Here is a 21,850-nt window from a genome sequence, read left to right as displayed (position 1 = left end):
TTTGCCTCCGAATGGATAACGACAGCCCCGGGGGCCGCTCCCGATTGCTCGGGGAGCGGCCCCGGGGACTCACCGCCTGTTGGCGGCTGATGGCCGAGTGGGGGGGTGGGCCCTCGGGCTGGTTACTTGGCGACCGTGACTTCGGTGATGTTGTAGTCACCGTGGAAGTCGACCGTCACGTTGTCCACAGCCTTGGAGAAGCCACCGTTGGTCTTGTACTCCCACAGCGGGATCGCCGGCATCTTCGTCAGAAGCTGCTTCTCGGCCTCCTGGTAAGCCGCGATCGACTCCTCCAGGGTGGCGGCGTTGTCGCCCTTCTTGAACGCGGCGTCGACCTCCTTGTCGGAGAACCGGCCGTTGTTCGCCTCGGCGGTGGTGCCGTACAGCTCCCGCATGAAGTTGACGTTCAGCGGGTAGTCGGCCACCCAGCCACCGCGGTACATCGACTTGACCTGGTCGTTGTCACGCGCTTCCAGGTCGGTCTGGAAGTCGGGCTTGGCGTCCGGGACGCAGTCCACACCGGTGGAGTTGCGGATGGACTCGCAGACCGCGGTCACCCACTCCTTGTGGCCACCGTCGGCGTTGTACTGGATCCAGATCTTGTTGCCGGGAACGCCGCCGCCCTCGGTCACCAGGGACTTGGCCTTGGCCGCGTCGAACGAGAAGACGTCCGTGCCCAGGTCCTGGTTGCCGACCACGCCGGGGGGCGTGAAGCTGGTGGCGGGCTTGCGGGTGCCGTTGAGCACGGTCTTGGTGATCGTGTCGCGGTCGATACCCATGGACAGACCCTGGAGGACCTTCGGGTCGATGTCCTTGAACGTCTTCGAGTAGAACGTCGGCACGAGGCTCTGGATGGCCGCGTACGGCTGGTCGATCGCGCGGTCGCCGAGGTCCTGCTTGTACTTCGGCAGGTCCTTCGGGCCGACCTGGCGGATCATGTCCAGGTTGCCGGAGAGGAGGTCCTGGTACGCGGCTTCGACGGTCGCGTAGTTCTTGAAGAGGACACCCTTGTTCTTGGCCTTGTTCGGACCCTGGTAGTCAGGGTTGGCCTTGACCTGGATGAGCTTCTTGTGGTCCCACTTCTCGAAGATGTAGGGACCGTTGCCGACCGGGGCCTGGCCGAACGCCTTGGTGTCCTTGTAGAACACCTCCGGCAGCGGCGCGAAGGTCGCGTAGCCGAGCTTGTACTCGAAGTACGGCACCGGGTTGGTGAGCTCGATGGTGAAGGTGGTCTCGTCGACGACCTTCAGACCCTTCATCTCCTCGGACTTCGGGTCACCCTTCTCCGGGTGGACGTCGGCGTAGCCGTCGATGTCCTCGAACCAGAAGGCGTTCTGCTGGTTGTTCTTGATGTTGGCGTACCAGTTCCACGCCTTGACGTACGACTCAGCGGTGACGGGGGTGCCGTCGTGGAACTTCCAGCCCGACTTGAGCTTGACCGTCCAGGTCTTGGAGTCGGTCGTCTTCACCGACTCGGCGTTCGTGTAGACGATCTTGCCCTGCGCGTCGAAGTCCAGCAGCTGGGTGAAGACCGACTGGATTACGTAGCTGCCGAGCGACTCGTTGGTGTCGGCCGGGATCAGCGGCTTCTGGGGCTCGCCGACGTCGATGGAGACGTAGCCCGCGGGCTTGCCCTTCTCCTTCGATGCCGCCTCGCCGTTGCCGTCGTCGTCTCCGCCGCCGCCACAGGCCGTCGCCGCCAGGGCCACGACTATCGCGCCGACTACCCACTTGGCGCTCTTGGCACCGCGCATGGGTTCCTCCTCATGAGTCCGTTAGTCACAAACAAGAGGGGCTTGTCTACGCGCGCTGACACCCCTGGCAGCGGGCTCGACAGATACCCCGAGTGCGCTCGTGAGTCGGCGCTCCCCATCGCGCGTGACCCATTGACCCGAGCTCAATGGAGCCAACTATTAAGTACAGCTCGGCTGTAAACCACACTTAGAGCGTCTCGGTTTGACAACATCGAAGTGCCCCCACAGCCCGAAATCCGGACAAACTGAGCACAGACAGACACCCGCGAAACGGACCGTTAACCCATGTTCCGGATAGCGGAGGCCGATATCCGGACACCCGGCCGGGAAAAACGGATTGACGAACGGCCCGGTCCACCGCATCTTGCACGGGTGGGCCGGGCCGCCGGATCACTCCCGCCGACGGCGGGTCAGCGCTTGGCGCGCGAGGCCGCGCGGCCCCGCTCCTTCTGGTCCAGGACGACCTTACGGATACGGACCGTCTCCGGGGTCACTTCGATGCACTCGTCGTCGCGGCAGAACTCCAGGGACTGCTCAAGCGACAGCCTGCGCGGCGGCACCACGTTCTCCGTCGTGTCGGCGGAGGCCGCGCGCATGTTGGTGAGCTTCTTCTCCTTGGTGATGTTCACGTCCATGTCGTCGGCGCGCGAGTTCTCGCCGATGATCATGCCCTCGTACACCTCGGTGCCCGGCTCGGTGAAGATGACACCGCGCTCCTGGAGGTTGACCATCGCGAACGGTGTGACCGAACCGGCCCGGTCGGCGACGAGCGAGCCGTTGTTACGGGTCCGCAGCTCGCCGAACCACTGCTCGTGGCCCTCGAAGATCGAGTGCGCGATACCGGTGCCGCGGGTCTGGGTGAGGAACTCCGTACGGAAGCCGATGAGTCCGCGGGAGGGCACGATCCACTCCATCCGGATCCAGCCGGACCCGTGGTTGGTCATGGTCTCCATACGGCCCTTGCGGGTCGCCATCAGCTGCGTGATCGCGCCGAGGTGCTCCTCGGGGCAGTCGATCGTCATGCGCTCGATCGGCTCGTGCACCTTGCCGTCGACGTCCTTGGTGACGACCTCGGGCTTTCCGACGGTCAGCTCGAAGCCCTCGCGGCGCATCTGCTCGACCAGGATGGCGAGCGCCAGCTCGCCGCGGCCCTGCACCTCCCAGGCGTCGGGGCGCTCGGTGTCCAGGACGCGCAGCGAGACGTTACCGATCAGCTCACGGTCCAGCCGGTCCTTCACCTGACGGGCGGTGACCTTGTGGCCCTTGCCGCCCTTGCCGACGAGCGGCGAGGTGTTCGTACCGATGGTCATCGAGATGGCCGGCTCGTCCACCGTGATCAGCGGCAGCGCGACCGGGTTCTCCAGGTCGGCCAGTGTCTCGCCGATCATGATGTCCGGGATACCGGCGATGGCGCAGATGTCGCCGGGGCCCGCCTTCTCGGCCGGCTTGCGGGTGAGCGCCTCCGTCATCAGCAGCTCGGTGATGCGGACGTTGGACATCGTGCCGTCACGCTTGATCCAGGTGACGGTCTGGCCCTTCTTCAGCTCACCCTGCTCGACGCGGCACAGCGCGATACGGCCGAGGAAGTTGTCGGCGTCCAGGTTGGTGACATGGGCCTGGAGCGGCGCGTCCTCGTCGTACACCGGGGCGGGGACACTACCCAGGATCGTGCTGAAGAACGGCTCCAGGTTGGTGCTGTCCGCCGGGACGGTGCCGTCCTCGGGCTTGGTCAGCGAGGCGACGCCGTCACGCGCGCAGGCGTAGACGATCGGGAACTCGATCTGGTCCTCGTCCGCGTCCAGGTCGAGGAAGAGGTCGTACGTCTCGTCCACGACCTCGGCGATACGGGCGTCGGGCCGGTCCGTCTTGTTGATGCACAGGATCACCGGGAGCCGGGCGGACAGCGCCTTGCGCAGGACGAAACGGGTCTGCGGCAGCGGGCCCTCGGAGGCGTCGACGAGCAGGACGACCGCGTCGACCATCGAGAGCCCCCGCTCGACCTCGCCGCCGAAGTCGGCGTGGCCCGGGGTGTCGATGATGTTGATCGTGACCATGTTCGGGATGTCACCCGTACCGCCCTCCTTGGGGTGGTACTTCACCGCCGTGTTCTTGGCGAGGATCGTGATGCCCTTCTCACGCTCCAGGTCGTTCGAGTCCATCATCCGGTCGTCGAGGTGCTCGGCGGCGTGCGCGGCGAAGGCGCCGGCCTGCTTCAGCATGGCGTCGACCAGAGTGGTCTTGCCATGGTCGACGTGGGCGACGATGGCGACGTTACGGATGTCGTGGCGCGTGGGCATGCTGGCTGGCGCTTCTCTCGATCGTGGGATGCGGCGTTTCTTCCTCGTACGCCCGCCGGGCGGACACGCCACGGCCGTACCCATCGTACGGGGCTGGCGCGTCCGGGGCTTCCGGGGCCGATCCGACAGCCCGCGGGGGCGCTCGCGAGCGCGGGCGGAGAGTGCCGGGCGGGGGCCGGCGGGGGGGTACCGCGGGGTGTGGGGTCGCCCGGGTCAGGGGGTGCACACGATCTTGCCCGCCGGGAATCCCGGCGGGCAAGTGAGTCAGCCGGCTCTCAGGGGCTGACCTGCTGGTTCTCTCCGTTTCTTCTTCCGCGCCACCACTGCCCTTCCCCTACTCGTCGCTTTCGGAGCCCGTCTCCCGGGGCTGCTCGGGGCTCGCACTCCTCGTCGCCTGCTCCGACTCCGCCGGTTTTCCGGGCCGCGCCGACTTCCCGGCCGCCTCCGGGCCGCTCTTGGCGCCGCCCTTGAAACCGATGTCCTCGTAGCGCGGGGAGGCGAAGGCGAAGGCACCGGCGTTGGCCACGGAGGGCTTGGCCGCGACGAGCTGCGGGCGCTGGTAGAGGGGGATGGACCCGGCCGCCGCCCAGATACGGGCGTCGGCCTGCCTGAGCAGATCGCGGGCCGCCTTCTCGTCCAGCTCGGAGGCGGCCTGGTCGAACAGCTGGTTGATGTGGTCCGTACCCACGCGGGTGTAGTTCTGCTCCACCAGCAGCGAGCCGTCCGAGGCGGGGACGGGCTTGGCGTAGATGGGCCGGCCGTCGGTCGCGGGGTAGGCGGTCGCGGGCCACGAGTAGAGGGCGAGGTCGTAGTCGCCCGACGCGATGTGGTCCTTGAAGTAGTTGGCGTCGGCGACCTTGGTGATCTCCGTACGGATGCCGATGCGGTCGAGCATGCGCGCGATCTTCTCGCCGACGGTACGCAGCTGCTCGGAGCCGGAGCCGGAGGGCAGGACGAAGCGCAGGGTCAGGGGCTTGCCGTCCTTGGCGAGCGGGCCGGGCAGGCCGGAGGCCGAAGCGGGCGCGGAGACCGGGGCCGAAGCGGACGCGGAGGCGGAGGCCGACGCGGACCGCGATGCCGACGGGGAGGCGGAGGACGGGGCCTCGGTGCCGCTCGGGGCGTACGCGCCGGCCATACCGCCGCCGCCCGGCTGCCTGTCCTGGGCGTTGACGTCCGACTCCGCCGGGGACGCGGCGCGCGAGATCAGGACCGCGCGCTGGAAGGCGGTGCCGGAGGCCGGGGCGATGACACCCGTACCGGTCCCGGGGACAGGGGCTCCCCGTCCGGGCTTGTCGTCACCGACGATGTAGGCACCGTCGTCGGAGGCGCCGTCCGCGTCACTCCCGGAGGCGCTGTCGGAGTCGCTCCCGGAGGCACCGTCCGAGGGACTGCCCGAGGGACTGTCCGAGGCGCTCTCGGAGCCCGAACCGGTGCCGGATTCACGCGCGTCGCTCTCCGTCTCCCCCTCGTTCTCCTTCTTCTTCTCCTTGTCCGCGTCCTTGTCCTTCTTCTTGTCGGCGTCGGCCTCGCTCCCGGCCTTCGTCCCGTCGTCCTTCTTCAGCGGGCCGCCGGGCGTCCAGCCGGCGTCGGCGAGCAGGCCCTGCGCCTCCTGCGTGTCCTGCTTCCCGAGCGCGTCGCTGCTGTCCGCGTACGCGTGCTGTCCGGCCAGCGCCAGATGGCTGCCGGGCGGGTTCGCCGGCAGGCCGAGCGGCTTCAGTACGGCCTCGGCCAGCTTCTGCCGGTCGAGCGCGCGGGCCACGGCACGCCGTACGCGCTCGTCGGCGAGCGGTCCGCTCTCCCCGTTGAGCGCGAGCTGGGTGAAGGCGGGCTCCAGGGATTTGCGTACGACATAGGCCCGCAGGCCCTTCTGCTCCTCGGCGTACTTCGCGAGCGCCCGGTCCGCCTTCTCGCGCGACGCCTGGGCGGCCTCGGCCTTCTCGTCGTCGGAGTCACCCGTGGCGGACGGCGACGCCGTCCCAGGGGCCCGCCCGGTGTCGGACCGCGGCCCCGCTCCGCCCTTGGTGTCGTTCGCCGCCCGCTTGATCCGCTCCGCCACGGGGCTGTCGATCTCCGCGAGGTCGAGGGTGCCCTCGGCGAGGGCGGCGGCGCGCTTGTCACGCGACACGGCGCTCAGGACGATCGAGTCGAGCTTGGGCCGCGCGCCCCACCAGCGGGGGTTGCGGACGAGCGTCACCTGGCGGTCCTCCCGGTCCAGCTCCTTGAGCTGGAAGGGTCCCGCCGTGGCCTTGAGCTTGTTGCGCGCGCCGTCGTTGAAGGAGTTCGGCGCCCCCATCACGTCCTTCGGGTACAGCGGGCTGAAGAGGCCCCTCCAGTCGGCGTACGGCTTGTTGAAAGTGACCCTGACCTCAAGGTCGTTCGCGCCGCGCTCGATCTTCTGGATCCGCTCGTACCCGGCGTTGCGCGCGGTCCAGTACGCGGAGTCCTTGCCGCTCAGGGCGCGCCACTGGGCCACGAAGTCCGCGGCGCCGAGCTCGCGTCCGTCGCTCCACACCGCCTCCTGGTTGAGCTTGTAGAGCACGACCTGCTTGGGCTCGCGCTCGATGATCTTCGCCGACTCCAGATAGTCCGGATTGCGCTGCGGACGGCCGGTGTTGTCGAGGGTGAAGAGGGAGGGCAGTACGGCGCCGGCGACGCGCGAGGTGGCGGCGTCGGCGTCCGCCTGGAAGGTGTTGAGGGTCGTGGGCACCGTGTCGACGGCCCAGCGCAGTGTGCCCCCGTCCGCGATCCGGTCGCGTGCCGCCGGGGCGACGTCCTGGGCGGCGGCCGGGACCTCGTTCCGCTCGTCGTCCGAACTGCACGAGACGAGCCCGGGCAGGGCGAGCACGCCGGTGGTGATTAGCGCGACGGAGCGGATGGTCCGGGAGCATGTCCTCCCGCGTGGGGCACCGACCTGGGACATCGCCTCTACCTCTTCGTCCTGTTTGTGGAATTTAGAGATGATCACACCTATTGCCCACCCACTGAAGAGGACCAGTTCCCGCCAATCCCGGCGACACGGCGGCCCGGCGCCCGAAACCCACCCGGACGGCGCAACGAGAAGCGCCACGCGGCCCCGCCGAAAGAGCGAAAATGACGGGGCGCGACATCAACGACGCGGAGCGCACGGCTGAGGTATGCGCCGGGAATCCCTGCACGTCCCTTCACAAGCGGGGATGTGACAAGCGACACTCGCAGGCGCGTTACCGATGGCACCGCTCCCCTGCGGAAGTGAGGGCACATGTCCCAGCCGGAAGATCTGACAGCAGTCCACCGTCGTATCGATGAGCTCGTCCAACGCGTCGCGGACCTGGAGCGGACGGTCGGCCGGCTGAACGAGGCCGTCCCGGTCACGCCTTCCAGGCCCGCTCCCAAGGACCGTCCCGAAGTGGTCACCATTCCCGACGCGCCGTACAACGCGGCGCTGTGGACGGACTCGGACGACGAGGGCCTGGGGCTGCGGGACCGGCGCGCGCCCTGACGGGGCGCCCGCCCCGACCGCGCCCGAGCACCACCGCGCACCGCACGGCATCACCTGTCATCACTCACCATCATCCGCCCCGGCCCTTCGACCCCCCACCCGATCCCACTCCATCTCCATACGGAGTTTTCGTTGGCTACAGGCACGGAACGACCCCAACTGAATACGGGCGTGCACGACAAGTCGCGTGCCGCCATCGCCGCCCGCCACCTGCGGACCGACCGCTGGTGGCTGGCGCCCGCCGCCACGGCGGCCGGACTTCTCGCCTTCGTCGTCTACTCGACCTGGCGGGCGTTCGGCAACGCCCACTACTACGCGGCGCCTTACGTCTCGCCGTTCTACTCGCCCTGCCTCGCGGAGAACTGCGAGACGATGAAGGGCGGACCCAACCTGGAGATCTTCGGCAGCTGGTGGGGCCTGTCCCCCGCGCTGATCATCCTGGTCTTCCCGCTGGGCTTCCGTATGACCTGCTACTACTACCGCAAGGCGTACTACCGGAGTTTCTGGGCCTCGCCGCCCGCCTGCGCCGTGGCGGAACCGCACAAGAAGTACACCGGCGAGACCCGCTTCCCGCTGCTCGCGCAGAACCTCCACCGGTACTTCTTCTACGCGGCCGTCCTGGTGGCGGTCATCCTCACGTGGGACACGGTGCTCGCCTTCCGCAACTCGGAGTACGAGTGGGGCCACATGGGCCTCGGCACGATCATCATGGTCGTCAACATCGCGCTGATCTGGGCGTACACCGTCTCCTGCCACTCGTGCCGCCATGTCATCGGCGGCAGGCTGAAGCACTTCTCGAAGCACCCGGTGCGCTACCGGCTGTGGGGCTGGGTAGGGAAGCTGAATAACCGTCATATGCAGCTTGCCTGGGCCTCTTTGATCAGCGTCGCCCTCGCCGATTTCTATGTGTATCTGCTCGCGAGCGGGGTCTTCGACGATCCGCGCCTCTTTTAGTGCTAGGGAGAGCCTTCAGCAATGACGCAACTCGAACGCGAGCAGTGGGACGTCGTGGTGGTGGGCGCGGGCGGAGCAGGTCTGCGGGCCGCCATCGAGGCGCGCGAGCGCGGCGCCCGTACGGCTGTCATCTGCAAGTCCCTCTTCGGCAAGGCCCATACGGTGATGGCCGAGGGCGGTATCGCCGCCTCCATGGGCAATGTGAACTCCGGGGACAACTGGCAGGTCCACTTCCGCGACACCATGCGCGGCGGGAAGTTCCTCAACCAGTGGCGGATGGCGGAGCTGCACGCACAGGAAGCGCCGGACCGGGTCTGGGAACTGGAGACCTGGGGCGCCCTCTTCGACCGCACGGCGGACGGGAAGATCTCCCAGCGCAACTTCGGCGGGCACGAGTATCCACGTCTCGCGCACGTCGGCGACCGGACCGGCCTTGAGCTGATCCGTACGCTCCAGCAGAAGATCGTCGCCCTCCAGCAGGAGGACTTCCGCGAATTCGGTGACTACGAAGCCCGGTTGAAGGTCTTCCAGGAGTGCACCGTCACCTCCGTCCTGAAGGAGGGCGAGCGGGTCTCGGGCACGTTCTGCTACGAGCGCGAGTCCGGCCGTTTCTTCGTCCTGGAGGCGCCCGCCGTCGTCCTGGCGACGGGCGGCATCGGCAAGTCCTTCAAGGTGACGTCGAACTCGTGGGAGTACACGGGCGACGGGCACGCGCTGGCGCTGCTCGCCGGCGCCCCGCTGCTGAACATGGAGTTCGTGCAGTTCCATCCGACGGGCATGGTCTGGCCGCCCTCGGTGAAGGGAATCCTCGTCACCGAGTCGGTGCGCGGCGACGGCGGAGTGCTGCGCAACTCCGACGGCAAGCGGTTCATGTTCGACTACATCCCGGACGTCTTCAAGGAGAAGTACGCGGAGTCCGAGGAGGAGGGCGACCGCTGGTACGAGGATCCGGACAACAACCGGCGCCCGCCCGAGCTGCTGCCCCGTGACGAGGTGGCCCGCGCCATCAACTCCGAGGTCAAGGCGGGCCGGGGGTCGCCGCACGGCGGTGTCTTCCTGGACGTGTCCACCCGTATGACGCCCGACGTCATCCAGCGCCGGCTGCCCTCGATGTACCACCAGTTCAAGGAGCTGGCGGACGTCGACATCACGGCCGAGGCCATGGAGGTCGGCCCCACCTGTCACTACGTGATGGGCGGTATCGCGGTGGACTCCGACACCGCCGCCACACCGGGTGTCCCCGGTCTCTACGCGGCCGGCGAGGTCGCGGGCGGCATGCACGGCTCCAACCGGCTGGGCGGCAACTCACTGTCCGACCTGCTGGTCTTCGGCCGCCGGGCCGGACTGCACGCGGCCGAGTACGCGGCAGGCCTCACGACCCGACCGGTCCTCGACGAGGCGCAGATCGACGCGGCGGCCACCGAGGCGCTGCGGCCGTTCGGCGCGGAGGAGCCGGAGGGCGGTGGGGCGCCGGAGAACCCGTACAGCGTCCATCAGGACCTCCAGCAGACGATGAACGACCTCGTGGGCATCATCAGGCGCGAGGGGGAGATGGAGCAGGCGCTGGAGAGGCTGGGCGGGCTGCGCCGGCGGGCGGCGCGGGCCGGGGTGGAGGGCCACCGGCAGTTCAACCCCGGCTGGCACCTCGCGATCGACCTGCGGAACATGCTGCTGGTCAGCGAGTGCATCGCCCTGTCGGCGCTGGAGCGCACGGAGAGCCGCGGCGGTCACACCCGCGAGGACTGGCCCGGTATGGCTCTCGACTGGCGCCCGGTCAATCTGCACTGCCGGCTGAAGGATTCGGCGCGGGACCCCGCGGCCGATCCCACGCTCGCCCGGATCAGCCTCTCCCGGAAGACGACCGAGCCCATCCGTCCCGACCTGCTCGCCCTCTTCGAGAAGGAAGAGCTGGTCAAGTACCTCGCCGAAGAGGAGCTTCACGAGTGAGCGCCAGCACGACTCCGACTCCGAGCACATCCGACTCCTCCGCCTCGGTCCCGTCACCGGCCGCCGCGCCGGCCCCGTCGGCGGGGGCGACCGCGTCGACCTCCTACGAGGCCAAGTTCAAGGTCTGGCGGGGCGACGCGGAGGGCGGCGGGCTGAAGGACTTCTCCGTCGAGGTGAACGAGGGCGAGGTGGTCCTCGACATCATCCACCGCCTCCAGGCGACGCAGGCGTCCGATCTGGCGGTGCGCTGGAACTGCAAGGCGGGCAAGTGCGGTTCGTGCAGCGCGGAGATCAACGGCCGGCCGCGGCTGCTCTGCATGACGCGGATGTCCACGTTCAGCCGCGAGGAGACCATCACCGTCACCCCGCTGCGGGCCTTCCCCGTCGTCAGGGACCTGGTGACGGACGTGTCCTTCAACTACCAGAAGGCACGGGAGGTACCCGCGTTCGTACCACCGCCGGGAGTCGCGGCGGGCGAGTACCGGATGCAGCAGATGGACGTGGAACGCTCGCAGGAGTTCCGTAAGTGCATCGAGTGCTTCCTGTGCCAGGACACCTGCCACGTGGTGCGTGACCACGAGGAGAACAAGACCTCGTTCGCCGGGCCGCGCTTCCTGATGCGGGTCGCCGAGCTGGACATGCACCCGCTGGACGCGGCCGAGGAGACCGGCCTCGACCGCCAGCGGACCGCGCAGGACGAGCACGGGCTCGGCTACTGCAACATCACCAAGTGCTGCACGGAGGTCTGTCCCGAGAACATCAAGATCACGGACAACGCGCTGATCCCGCTGAAGGAGCGGGTGGCCGACAAGAAGTACGACCCGCTGGTCTGGCTCGGCGACAAGATCCGCCGGCGCACGAGCGGTTGAGCGCGTGGGCGCCGGACGGGCACCACGTCCCGCCCGGCGCCCTCGGCCCTCTCCCCCACCGCCGGTCTCTCCGTACCGGCTCCTACCGTTCCCCGGACCGCTCGATCAGCGACTCGATGCCGTCCAGCATCCGTTCCAGCCCGAACTCGAAGAGCGCGCCGTTCGGGGGGCCGGTGTTCGCGAACGTGCTCGCGATGTTCGCGACGGTGGGCATGGCGGTCTTCCTCACCCAGTACCTCCAGTCCGTGCAAGGGCTGAGCCCCTTCGAGGCCGCGCTGTGGAGCCTCGTGCCGGCGTCGGGCGTGATCGTGGCGGCGCCGGCGGCGGCGATGCTCGCGCAGCGCGTCGACCGCGCGTACGTCATGGGCGGCGGCTTCGCCGTCGCGGCCTGCGGATTCTCCTGGCTGACCCAGATCCGTACGGACTCGCCGCTCTGGTTCTGCCTCTCGGCGGGCGCCCTCTTTGCGGGCGGTCTGGTCGCGGCCATGACCCTCGCCAACGAACTCGCCATCGGGGCCGCACCGCCGGAGCGCGCGGGCGCGGCCGCCGCCGTACTCGAATCGGGCCAGGAGCTGGGCGGGGCGCTGGGGATGGCCGTCCTCGGCTCGGTCGGGGCCGCGGTCTACAGCCGTGAGATGGCCGGCGCCCTGCCGGCCGATGTCGCCGCCGCGCTGCCGGGTGGCGAGGCGGACGTCGTACGGGAGACGCTGGGCGGCGCCGCCGCCGCCGCGGCACGGCTGCCGGCCGAGGCCGGAGAGGGCGTGCTGTCGGCGGCGCGGGACGCCTTCTCGCACGGGATGGGGCTGGCGTCGGTGGGCGCCGCGGTGGTCATGGTCGCTGCCGCGGGCTTCTCGTCCCTGGTGCTGCGGGGTACGGCCGGGAGCGCCGCGCGCGGCGCGGGGGACGGCCCCGAGGGGGGCGACCTTGCTCGTGCACAGACCGGCGTCCTAGAGTGAATGCGCTTACACAGCGGGCGTGGACGGGGAGAATGTGACCGAGTGGACTGGAGCGACTCCGGACGGAGTGGCTTCGAGCGGGGTGACTTCGACCGGAATGCCCTCGGGCCCAGATGCTTCGAACGCGGTCGCCGCCATCGCGGCGGGCTCGAACGCTGTGCCTGAGCGGTCGGAAGTGACAGCGGCGAGAGCGGATGGTCGGATCGGGTGAGTGCCCCCACGGTGTACGACGTCGCCGAGCGGTCCGGCGTCTCCATTGCCACGGTCTCGCGCGTCTACCGCAACCCGGACTCCGTACGCGCCCAGACCAGGGACCGCGTACTGAAGGCCGCCCGCGCCCTCGGGTACGTACCGAGCGGGAACGCCCGCGGTCTGGCCAGCCGGACCACCGGGGTTCTCGGACTCTGCTTCCCGGACTACGCGGACCCGGACGCCGAGACCGACGCGGTGGCCGGGGCGGAGGCCGAGGCCGACGACTCCGCCGTGATGCTCTACTCCGACCAGATCATCCGCGGCATGGAGCGGGCGGCCCGGCGGCACGGGTACGCGCTGCTGATCGCCGCCTCGCTGGTGGGCGGGCCGGAGAGCCTGGTCGCCAAGGTCGCGGGACGGGTGGACGGGTTCGCCGTACTGGCGAGGACCGTGCCCACCGAGGACCTTGAGGTCATCTCACGGCGACTGCCGGTGGTGATGCTGGCCGGGCCGCGCGAGATCGACCACCTCGACCACATCGAGGTGGCGAACTCCGACGGCGAACGGGAGCTGGCCCGTCATCTCATCCGCGACCACGGGCTGCGCCGGCTGGCCTTCGTGGGAGGCCTGCGGGAATCGCCCGACGCGGAGGCCCGGTTCCGCGGCTTCCAGGAAGCCTGCCGGGAGGCGGGCCTCCCGGTCGCCGACGAGCCGGATCTGCGCGCCGAGATGATGACGCAGGCCGAGGGCGAGCGGACGACCGACGCGCTCCTGGACCGCGCCGCCGGGCACGAGCGGCCGCAGGCGATCCTCTTCGCCAACGACCAGATGGCGATCGGCGCGCTGCACGCGCTGGAACGGCGCGGGGTGCGGGTGCCCGACGACATCGCGGTGACCGGCTTCGACGGCATCCCGATGAGCCGGATCGTGCGCCCCTCCCTGACGACGGTCCGCCAGCCGATGCGCCGCCTGGGCGAGGAGGCGGTGGAACTCCTGGTCCAGCGCCTGGCCGACCCGGCCCGCGACCCCGTCTCGCTGATGCTGCCGGTCACCGTGGCCCACCGCGCGAGCTGCGGCTGCCGCTGACCCCGCGCGGCACCGCGTCCCAAGCCCGCCCGGCGCCCCGGGACACCGCCCGCCGGCCGGACGGACCGCGCGCCACCCCGGTGCCGGGCCCGGCACCGGGACCCGCCCACCACCGCACCGCCCGCACCGCACCGCTCGGCACCGCACCGCACCACCCCGCCTCAGCGGAGCCGCGCCGTGAAGAAGTCACGGCGGGCCCGCACCAGCGCCGCGGCCCCCTCCTCCTCGCCGTCGTACGGAAAGTGCCCCGCCCGCATCACATGCAGCTCCCGCACCTCCGGCAGCGCGTTGTACACGGCGAACTGCCCCGGCGGCGGCACCGCGGGGTCGAACAGCGCGGGCGCGACCATCATCGGCACCCCGATCCGGTTCGCCGCCGTCGCCGCGTCGAAGTACGCGAGGACGTCCATGACCTCCGGGTGCTCCTCGCGGTACGCCCGTACCGCCTCCCCGCTCCCCACACACGGCAGCCTCACCCGCAGCGGATGATTCCCGAACGTCGGCACCGTCAACTGCCCGCAGGCGAACCGCTCGTCCCAGGGCAGCGCCAGCGCCCCGAGCCCGCCCCCGAAGCTCCCGCCCAGATACCCCAGCCGCGCACTCCCGCCCCGGCCCGCCGCACTCAGCTCGGGCACCAGCTCCAGCAGCGCCGACGCCGCGCACCACAGATCGGCCACGCAGTCACCGATCACATAGCTGTCGCGTGACCCGATGCCGTGCAGCACATGCAGGTCGGCCTCGCCGGGGATGCCGGGGCGCCGGCTGCGGGAGCCCATCCCCCGTACGCACGGCAGGACGGCGGCGCTACGGGCCAGCGGCAGCGGCACGTCCGCCCCCGGCTCCTGGCGCCCGCCGTAACCGTGGCCGATCACGAAGCCGTGTTCGGCGGGCCCCTCGGCCGGCAGCACCAGCCAGCCGCCGAGGCGCAGCCCGCCCACGGAGGTGTAGGACATCCCGAAGATCCGGCAGCCGTCCCGCTCGTCCTCCTGCGGCCCGACGGCCGGCGCGGTCGCCACCCCCGCCGCCGCCGCGAACCGGTCCCGCCAGTAGGCGTCGAAGCCGTCCGGAGGGGCAGGCGCGGGGATGTCGAGCAGCTCGTCCAGGTTCCGGCCGTACGCCGGGTCGAAGGGGTAGTCGTGCTCGAACTCAGACATGAGCGCGACACTAACCCCGGTCCCCCCACCTGGCGGGGCCCAACCGGAATCGACACAGCCACTTCCGCGGCGCGGGCGCCCCGCCTAGCCTGCGGAGGGAGAGATTCCGGATGTCCCACATGTTGCACGAGTGTGACCAAAGCCCCTCTTGCGGTTCCCGGAATGCCTGCAGCAGAGTGATGTATGCGCTTACAGGCAGCGCATACATCGGTGAGCTCAAGGAGGAGCCGTCCATGCATCGCACCGCCAGAACCGCCTCTGCCGCCATCGCCCTCACGATGGCCGCAGGAATCACCGCATGCGGCAGCTCGGGGGGCGAAGGCGTCGCCGCCGACAAGAAGCAGACCCTCACCGTGTGGGCCATGGGCGTCGAGGGTGAGAAGCTCGCCGAAGTGGCCAAGGTCTACGAGGACGCCAACCCCCACATCACCGTCAAGGTCACCCCCATAGGCTGGGACGTCGCCCACCAGAAGCTGGTGTCCGCCGCCGCGGCCGGCACACTGCCCGACATCACGCAGATGGGCAGCAGCTTCATGGGTGAGTTCGTCGAACTCGGCGTCCTGGAGCCGGTCGACACCAAGACCTTCAAGAAGGCCGACTTCTTCCCCGCCGCCTGGGAGCAGGGTGTCGCGGACGGCGAGACCTACGGCGTCCCCTGGTACGTCGAGACCCGTGTCCTCTACTACCGCACCGACCTGGCGAAGAAGGCCGGCATCACCGAGGCCCCCGCCACCTGGCCCGAACTCCAGCAGGCCGCCTCCGACTTCCAGGACAAGGCCGGCACCAAGTGGGGCATCTCGCTCCAGCCCGCCGGACTGGACGCCGTCCACAGCTGGTACCCCTTCCTCTACTCGGCCGGCGGATCGATCGTCTCGGACGGCAAGGCCGCCATGGACAGCCCGGAGACCGTCCGCGCCCTCGAGGAGTACGGCACGTACTTCGACAAGGGTCTCGCCAAGAAGAGCTTCCAGCCCGGCTACGAGGTCCTGACGGACTTCAACACCGGCGATGTCCCGATGTTCTACTCCGGCCCCTGGACCATGGCCGGCATCAACGACAACTACCCCGACCTCAAGGGCAAGTGGGCCATCGCGAAGGTCCCCGCCGACAAGAGCTCCTCCTCCATGGCCGGTGGCTCCAGCCTCGTCGTCTCCAAGGACAGCGAGCACAAGGAAGCCGCCACCGAGTTCCTCAGCTACCTCACCGACACCAAGGGCCAGGAGGACTGGTTCAAGCGCACGGGCGACCTGCCCGCCAACACCAGCGCCTGGGACTCCGGCGAACTCGCCGACGACGCCAACTTCAAGATCTTCCGTGAGCAGATGGAGACCGCCCAGTCGTGGCCGGTCCTGCCGCAGTGGACCGAGATCTCCTCGAAGGCCGACGAAGCCATCTCGCAGGTGACCCAGGGCAAGGCGTCCGCCGAGGACGCCGCGAAGAAGGCCCAGTCCGAGATCGAAGGGCTTGTGGAGTAGTCGCCATGAGCACCACGACCGAACCGGCCGCCGAGGCGGCCCCGGTGAAGACCGGACCGGGGGCGCACCCTCCGCCCGGCGGGCGAAAGCGCGGTGAACGGCGGACCGTCGCCGTGCAGCAGACCGCCGGCTGGCTGTTCTCCACCCCCTTCCTGGTGCTCTTCGCCGTCTTCATGGCCCTGCCGATCGTCGCGACGCTCGTCATGAGCTTCACGGACTTCGGCCTGCGCAACGTCACCGACCCCTTCTCGGCGGAGTTCATCGGCTTCGAGAACTACACGAAGCTGCTCGACGACGAGAAGTTCCTCAAGTCGCTGTTCAACACCGCGTACTTCGTGGTCGTCGGCGTGCCGCTGACCGTGGGCCTCGGGCTGTTCGTGGCCGTCCTGCTCAACAACGGCATCGACCGGGCGCGCACCTTCTTCCGGGTCGGTTTCTACGCCCCGGTCGTGACCAGCATCGTCGCGATCGCCGTCGTCTGGCGCTTCGTCCTCGACCCGTCCGACGGACTGATCGCGGGCCTCGCCTCCGAAGTCGGCCTGACGTCACCGGACTTCCTCGGCTCCGAGGCACTCGCCATGCCCTCGCTGATCGTGATGGCCGTATGGCGCAACCTCGGCACGGTCATGGTCCTCTTCATCGCCGGCCTCCAGGCCATACCGCCCGACGTACGGGAGGCGGCGCGGCTGGACGGTGTGAACACCTGGCAGGAGTTCCGCCGCATCACCGTGCCACTGCTGCGGCCGACGATGCTCTACACCACGGTCATCACCACGATCGGCTATCTCAACGTCTTCGAGGAGCCGTTCGTGATGACTCAGGGCGGGCCGTCGAACAGCACGCTCACCGTGTCGCTGTCCATGTACCGCGAGGGCTTCAACTTCTTCCACATGGGCTACGCGAGCGCCATGGCGTACGTGCTCTTCGTCGTGATCATGGCGATCACGGTGCTCCAGCTCCGTCTGCTGAAGGACAACACGAAATGAGCGCCGCGCGTACGACCATGCCCCCGCCCTCCGCACCCACCGGTCCGCGGAACCCCAAGGAACCCGGCCGGTCCGGCACCCGGCGGGATCGCGCCCCGGCATCGCGCGGCGGGCGGCTTCGCAAGCCCGGTGTCTACGTGCTGCTCTCGGCCGGCCTGCTGGTCATGGTGGCGCCCTTCCTGTGGATGGGTCTGTCCGCGTTCAAGACCGACCGCGACCTGACGGCCAGCCCACCGGTGTGGATCCCCACCGAGTGGACCCTTGAGCACTTCGGGGAACTGCTCGACCGCCTCGACATCCCGCTCTACTTCTTCAACTCGCTCACCGTGGCCGTCCTGGTGACCGCGTCCAACCTGGTGTTCTGCTCGATGCTGGGCTACGCGCTGGCCAAACTGCGGTTCGGTGGCCGGAACAAGGTCTTCGCGCTGGTGCTCGGCGCGCTGATGGTCCCCGGCAACCTGATGCTGCTTCCGCTCTTCGTCCTGATGAGCAAGCTCCAGCTGATCGACTCCTACGCGGGACTCGTGCTGCCGTTCGCCGCCCAGGCGTTCGGGGTGTTCCTGATGCGGCAGTTCATGCAGTCGATCCCCGACGAACTGCTGGAAGCGGCCCGGATCGACGGGGCCCGCGAGTGGTACATCTTCTGGCGGATCGCGATGCCGCTGGTCAGACCGGCACTGGCGACGCTGTCGATCCTGATCTTCCTGGGGTCCTGGAACAACTTCGTCTGGCCACTGATCGCGACGAACGACCCGGGTAAGTACACGCTCCCGGTGGCCCTGGCCACCTTCGCCACCGACCCCAACCAGTCGGCCGGCTCCAACGGCATGCTGATGGTCGGCTCCCTCCTGATCATCCTGCCGGTGCTGCTGGTCTTCATCGTCCTGCAACGGCACTTCACCCAGGGCCTCGCCACCACCGGCATGAAGTAGCCACCGACTCCGCTCCTCCCGACGCGTACCGCGCCGATGCCGCCGCTCTACCGCCGTGCACTCATCGACGAAAAGGTTTGTACCGCCATGACCGAGAAGTCCACCGCTCGCGCCGACTGGGAGACCCGTATCGGGAAGCCCAGTGATCAGCGGCTCACCGGCATCGGGGAACTCCCCGCGCCCGGCGGCCTGTCCGCCGAGGACGGCACCGGCCACGTGCTGCTGAACTGGCACCCGGTGGCGGGCGCGCTCGGATATCTCGTGCACCGCGCCGACTCCGCCGAGGGCCCGTACGAACCGCTCGACCACCTCGGCGGAGACGTGCTCGCCGTACCCCACCCCCCGTACGCCGACACACTCGCCGAGCCGGGCCGCGGCTACTTCTACAAGGTGGCGACCTGGTCCGACAGCGGGGCCGGCGCCCTCTCCGAGGCCGCCGCGGGCTGCGCGAGGGCGGCCGGCTCCAGTCCTGCCCCGGTCACCGTCACGGTGGACGCGGCGGCACCCGCCACTCCCCTCCCCGGGGTCTGGAACCGGATGATCGGCGCCGAGCACTTCTCCCTGCTGACCTGGGACAAGCCGGGTGCGGGCGGCTCCGACGTCGCGAAGGAGTACGCACAGGCGCTGGGCATCGTCCGCGACGAGATCGGCGTCCGCTCCGTCCGCGCGCACGGCACCTTCCTTCCGGAGACCCTGACCGTCAAGCCCGACGGCTCGTTCGACTTCTCCGGCCTGGACGAGGTCTACGACCGCTTCCTGGCCACCGGCCTCCGGCCCGTGGTCGAACTCTCCTTCATGCCCAAGGAGCTGGCGGCCGATCCGCACTACACGGTCTTCGACTACCGGGCCCTGGTGTCCAAGCCCGCGGTGTGGGAGCACTGGGGCGACCTCTGCCGCGAGGTGACCGTCCACCTCCAGGACCGGTACGGCAGGGACACCGTCGCGGGCTGGGAGTTCGAGGTCTGGAACGAGGCGAATCTGGAGGTGTTCTGGAACGGCACCCAGGACGACTACCACCGGCTCTACGAAGTCGCCGTCCGCGCCGTCAAGGGCGTCGACGAGCGGATCAGGGTCGGCGGCCCCTCGTCCGCCGCCGCCGGATGGGTCGGCGCGCTCCTGGAGTACTGCCAGGAGCGCGACGTACCCGTCGACTTCATCTCCACCCACACCTACGGCAACGCCCCGCTTGACTTCCGCCCGATGACCCGCGCGTTCGCCGAGGCGACCGGCAGGCCCGAGCCGGAGATCCTGTGGACCGAGTGGGGCGTCACCCCCACCCACTTCCACCGGGTCAGCGACTCCGTGTTCGCCGCTCCGTTCGTCCTGCGCGGCATGAAGAGCGCGCTGTCGTCCACCGACGCGCTGGCGTACTGGGTCGCCTCGGACCAGTTCGAGGAGCTGGGCTGGCCGCCCCGGCTCTTCCACGGCGGATTCGGTCTGCTCACGGTCGGCAATCTCCGCAAGCCCCGCTTCTGGGCGCTCTACCTCCTCTCGCAGCTGACCGGCGGGCGGATCCCCGCCGAGGTCGGCGGCGACGGAGCCGGGGCACTCGTGGAGTCCCTCGCCACCCGCGCCGACGACGGCTCCACCGTCGACGTACTCCTCTGGAACGGCACGCTCGACCAGTCGAAGATCGACGGCTCCGCGCTGCTGGACCGTGCGGCGACCGTGCGCGTCGACGGACTCGAACCGGGCACCACCTACACCGCGCTCTCCCGCCGGGTCGACGAGCGGCACTCCAACATCCAGGCCGTCTGGAACGACCTCGGCGGCGGTGACTGGCCCGACGACCTCCAGTGGGCGAAGCTGCGGTCCGCCGACGAACTGTCCGTGGAACCCCTCGCGCCCCTGGTCGCCGACGACTCGGGCACGGCGACGCTCACCGTCGACCTGCCCAACCCGGGCATCCGCTTCCTGCGGCTCGTCCGGACCTGATCGACCCCACAGTCCCGGGGGCCGGCGGCACCTGACCGCCGCCGGCCCCCGTACCAGCACCGCCGCCATGGCCGGACCTCCGGACATGCTTCCGGCCATGGCGGCGGCCAACGACCCGGCCCAGGCACCCGCCCTGGCCACCACTCCACACCTGCCAAGGGGAGCTGGACTCTCATGGACCGTCGTACGTTTCTCGCCGCCGCGGGAACCGGGGCCACCGCCCTGACCCTCGGAGCCGTCACCACACCCGCCGTATCCGCGCCGGCCTCGGCCGGATCGCGCTCCCGTGCCGGTCACACCGCCGACACAGCGCTGCTGCACCGCTGGTTCCGCGACACGTATCACTCGATCGAGACGATGACGACCGGCATCGGTCTCGCCGCCGACAAGATCGACCTCGACGCGCCGGGCGGACCCGTCCCCTCGCAGAACACCTCACCGACCAACATCGGCTGCGGCCTGTGGTCCACCGTCGCCGCCGCCGGACTCGGCGTCATCGACCAGGACACCATGCGCCGCCGGCTCGAACTCACCGTCACCGCCGTCGAGAAGCTCGAACGCCACCACGGCTTCTGGCTCAACTGGTACGACGCCCACGACGGTTCGGTGCTCACCAACTGGCCCGGTACCGGCGACCCGGTCCGCCCCTTCCTCTCCTCGGTCGACAACGCCTGGCTGGTGACGGGGCTGCTCATCGCCGCCGACGCGGACAGCCGACTGCGCCGCCGGATCGGCAGGATCCTCTCCACCGCCGACTGGTCGTACTTCTACACGCCGTACGACGCCGCCGACCCGGTCGCCGGCCCCGGCCAGCTCCGCGGGGGCTTCTGGACCGACACCGGCGAGCCGACCGCCCACCACTACGGCGCGCTCAACACCGAGCCCCGGATGGCCAGTTACCTGGGAATAGCCGACGGCAGCCTGCCCTCGGACCACTACTGGCACATGCTCCGCACCATGCTTCCCGAGCACGGCCAGGAGCAGCCGCCCGGCGGCGCGTACGACACGATCGACGGCGTCCGTCTCTTCCAGGGGCACTACACCTACCGGGGCCGCAAGCTCGTCCCGACCTGGGGCGGCTCGATGTTCGAGGCGCTGATGGTCCCGCTGTTCGTGCCCGAGCCGGAGTGGTCCCCCCGCTCCTGGGGCACCACGCACCGCCGGTTCGTCCGCTCCCAGATCGAGCACGGTCTGGAGGAGGCGGAGTACGGCTACTGGGGCTTCTCCCCCTCCGAGGTGCCCGAAGGCGGTTACCAGGAGTACGGCGTGGACGCGATCGGCATGAACATCGACGGATACGCCTCCAACACCGACCGCACCTATGTCACCCACGGAGAACCGCTGCCGCCGGCCTCCGCCTACACCAACGGGGTCGTGACCCCGCACGCCTCGTTCCTCGCCCTGCCCTACGCCCGGTCGGAGGCCCTCGCCAACCTCAAGGCGATCGCGCGTGACTTCGGCGCGTACGACGACGGTTACGGGTTCCGGGACTCGGTCAATGTGGGGACCGGGCACGTCAGCAGCTCGGCCCTCGCCCTGGATCAGGGCATGATCGCCGCCGCTCTGGCCCAGGAGCTGCGGCCCGGTCTGCTCCAGCGCCCCTTCCGCACCGGCGGTTTCGCCTCTCGCGTCCGTCCGATGCTCGGCAAGGAGCGCTTCAGCATCTGATCCCACCCCAGATCCCCGGTCCGGCCGGCGTCGCCCCTCCGCCGCGCCGGTCGGACCGGTGTCCACCAGGCGCTTCACCCGCTCCGGGGGGGGGGGGGGGGGGGGGGGGGGGGGGGGGGGGGGGGGGGGGGGGGGCGCCCCCGGGGGGGGGGGGGGGGAGACGGGCG

The 21,850-nt window shown here is 69.7% G+C and carries 16 protein-coding genes; 11 read left to right on the top strand and 5 right to left on the bottom strand.

From position 1 onward, the window contains the following. Positions 1–122: 122 nt before the first annotated feature. From ACZ61E_RS30540 to ACZ61E_RS30530, 3 genes are all read right to left on the bottom strand, one after another. Positions 123–1,754, bottom strand: coding sequence for a peptide ABC transporter substrate-binding protein (locus ACZ61E_RS30540; RefSeq protein ID WP_469703440.1), 1,632 nt, complete (start codon positions 1,752–1,754; stop codon positions 123–125). A gap of 410 nt (positions 1,755–2,164) precedes the next feature. Continuing rightward, positions 2,165–4,051 carry a translational GTPase TypA gene (gene typA, locus ACZ61E_RS30535; RefSeq protein ID WP_469703438.1) on the bottom strand — a complete coding sequence of 629 codons (1,887 nt, stop codon included), beginning with the start codon at positions 4,049–4,051 and terminating at the stop codon, positions 2,165–2,167. Positions 4,052–4,385: 334 nt separating this feature from the next. Then, positions 4,386–6,971, bottom strand: a complete 2,586-nt coding sequence (locus tag ACZ61E_RS30530) for an ABC transporter family substrate-binding protein (protein WP_469703455.1) — start codon at positions 6,969–6,971, stop codon at positions 4,386–4,388. Positions 6,972–7,289: 318 nt separating this feature from the next. Between ACZ61E_RS30530 and ACZ61E_RS30525 the strand changes: the two genes are divergently transcribed. The 4 genes from ACZ61E_RS30525 to ACZ61E_RS30510 all read left to right on the top strand — a co-directional run bounded on the left by ACZ61E_RS30525 (position 7,290) and on the right by ACZ61E_RS30510 (position 11,299). After that, a complete protein-coding gene (locus ACZ61E_RS30525; protein ID WP_469703437.1) occupies positions 7,290–7,529 on the top strand; it encodes a hypothetical protein in 240 nt (79 codons plus the stop codon). Positions 7,530–7,661: 132 nt separating this feature from the next. After that, on the top strand, positions 7,662–8,483 hold the full coding sequence (locus ACZ61E_RS30520; RefSeq protein WP_469703435.1) for a hypothetical protein: 822 nt from the start codon (positions 7,662–7,664) through the stop codon (positions 8,481–8,483). 21 nt (positions 8,484–8,504) lie between these two features. Continuing rightward, a complete protein-coding gene (locus ACZ61E_RS30515; protein ID WP_469703433.1) occupies positions 8,505–10,430 on the top strand; it encodes a fumarate reductase/succinate dehydrogenase flavoprotein subunit in 1,926 nt (641 codons plus the stop codon). After that, positions 10,427–11,299 carry a succinate dehydrogenase/fumarate reductase iron-sulfur subunit gene (locus ACZ61E_RS30510; RefSeq protein ID WP_469703431.1) on the top strand — a complete coding sequence of 291 codons (873 nt, stop codon included), beginning with the start codon at positions 10,427–10,429 and terminating at the stop codon, positions 11,297–11,299. The genes ACZ61E_RS30515 and ACZ61E_RS30510 overlap by 4 nt, the downstream gene beginning before the upstream one ends. Before the next feature lie 82 nt (positions 11,300–11,381). Here the strand turns inward: ACZ61E_RS30510 and ACZ61E_RS30505 are convergent, their stop codons facing one another. Continuing rightward, positions 11,382–11,513 carry a hypothetical protein gene (locus tag ACZ61E_RS30505; protein ID WP_469703429.1) on the bottom strand — a complete coding sequence of 44 codons (132 nt, stop codon included), beginning with the start codon at positions 11,511–11,513 and terminating at the stop codon, positions 11,382–11,384. Here ACZ61E_RS30505 and ACZ61E_RS30500 point away from each other — a divergent pair. After that, complete coding sequence (locus ACZ61E_RS30500; protein WP_469703427.1) at positions 11,494–12,255, top strand: MFS transporter; 762 nt, start codon at positions 11,494–11,496, stop codon at positions 12,253–12,255. The two genes, ACZ61E_RS30505 and ACZ61E_RS30500, sit on opposite strands and share 20 nt — an antisense overlap. A 207-nt stretch (positions 12,256–12,462) precedes the next feature. Beyond that, a complete protein-coding gene (locus ACZ61E_RS30495) occupies positions 12,463–13,533 on the top strand; it encodes a LacI family DNA-binding transcriptional regulator (RefSeq protein ID WP_469703425.1) in 1,071 nt (356 codons plus the stop codon). Positions 13,534–13,694: 161 nt separating this feature from the next. Here the strand turns inward: ACZ61E_RS30495 and ACZ61E_RS30490 are convergent, their stop codons facing one another. After that, positions 13,695–14,687: an acetylxylan esterase gene (locus tag ACZ61E_RS30490; RefSeq protein WP_469703423.1), complete on the bottom strand. Its 993-nt coding sequence runs from the start codon at positions 14,685–14,687 to the stop codon at positions 13,695–13,697. A 233-nt stretch (positions 14,688–14,920) separates the two neighbouring features. Between ACZ61E_RS30490 and ACZ61E_RS30485 the strand changes: the two genes are divergently transcribed. The 5 genes from ACZ61E_RS30485 (at position 14,921) to ACZ61E_RS30465 (ending at position 21,683) form a co-directional block, all read left to right on the top strand. Next, a complete protein-coding gene (locus tag ACZ61E_RS30485) occupies positions 14,921–16,162 on the top strand; it encodes a sugar ABC transporter substrate-binding protein (RefSeq protein ID WP_469703421.1) in 1,242 nt (413 codons plus the stop codon). A 5-nt stretch (positions 16,163–16,167) separates the two neighbouring features. Then, positions 16,168–17,148, top strand: a complete 981-nt coding sequence (locus ACZ61E_RS30480; protein ID WP_469703419.1) for a carbohydrate ABC transporter permease — start codon at positions 16,168–16,170, stop codon at positions 17,146–17,148. Continuing rightward, positions 17,145–18,080, top strand: coding sequence for a carbohydrate ABC transporter permease (locus tag ACZ61E_RS30475; protein WP_469703417.1), 936 nt, complete (start codon positions 17,145–17,147; stop codon positions 18,078–18,080). Before ACZ61E_RS30480 ends, ACZ61E_RS30475 begins: the two co-directional genes overlap by 4 nt. An 87-nt stretch (positions 18,081–18,167) precedes the next feature. Then, complete coding sequence (locus tag ACZ61E_RS30470; RefSeq protein ID WP_469703416.1) at positions 18,168–20,015, top strand: GH39 family glycosyl hydrolase; 1,848 nt, start codon at positions 18,168–18,170, stop codon at positions 20,013–20,015. Positions 20,016–20,189: 174 nt separating this feature from the next. Further along, positions 20,190–21,683: a glucoamylase family protein gene (locus tag ACZ61E_RS30465; protein ID WP_469703414.1), complete on the top strand. Its 1,494-nt coding sequence runs from the start codon at positions 20,190–20,192 to the stop codon at positions 21,681–21,683. Positions 21,684–21,850 lie beyond the last annotated feature (167 nt).

The organism is Streptomyces sp. NPDC104581 (assembly GCF_055583685.1).
This window is presented reverse-complemented; position numbering and strand designations above follow the sequence as displayed.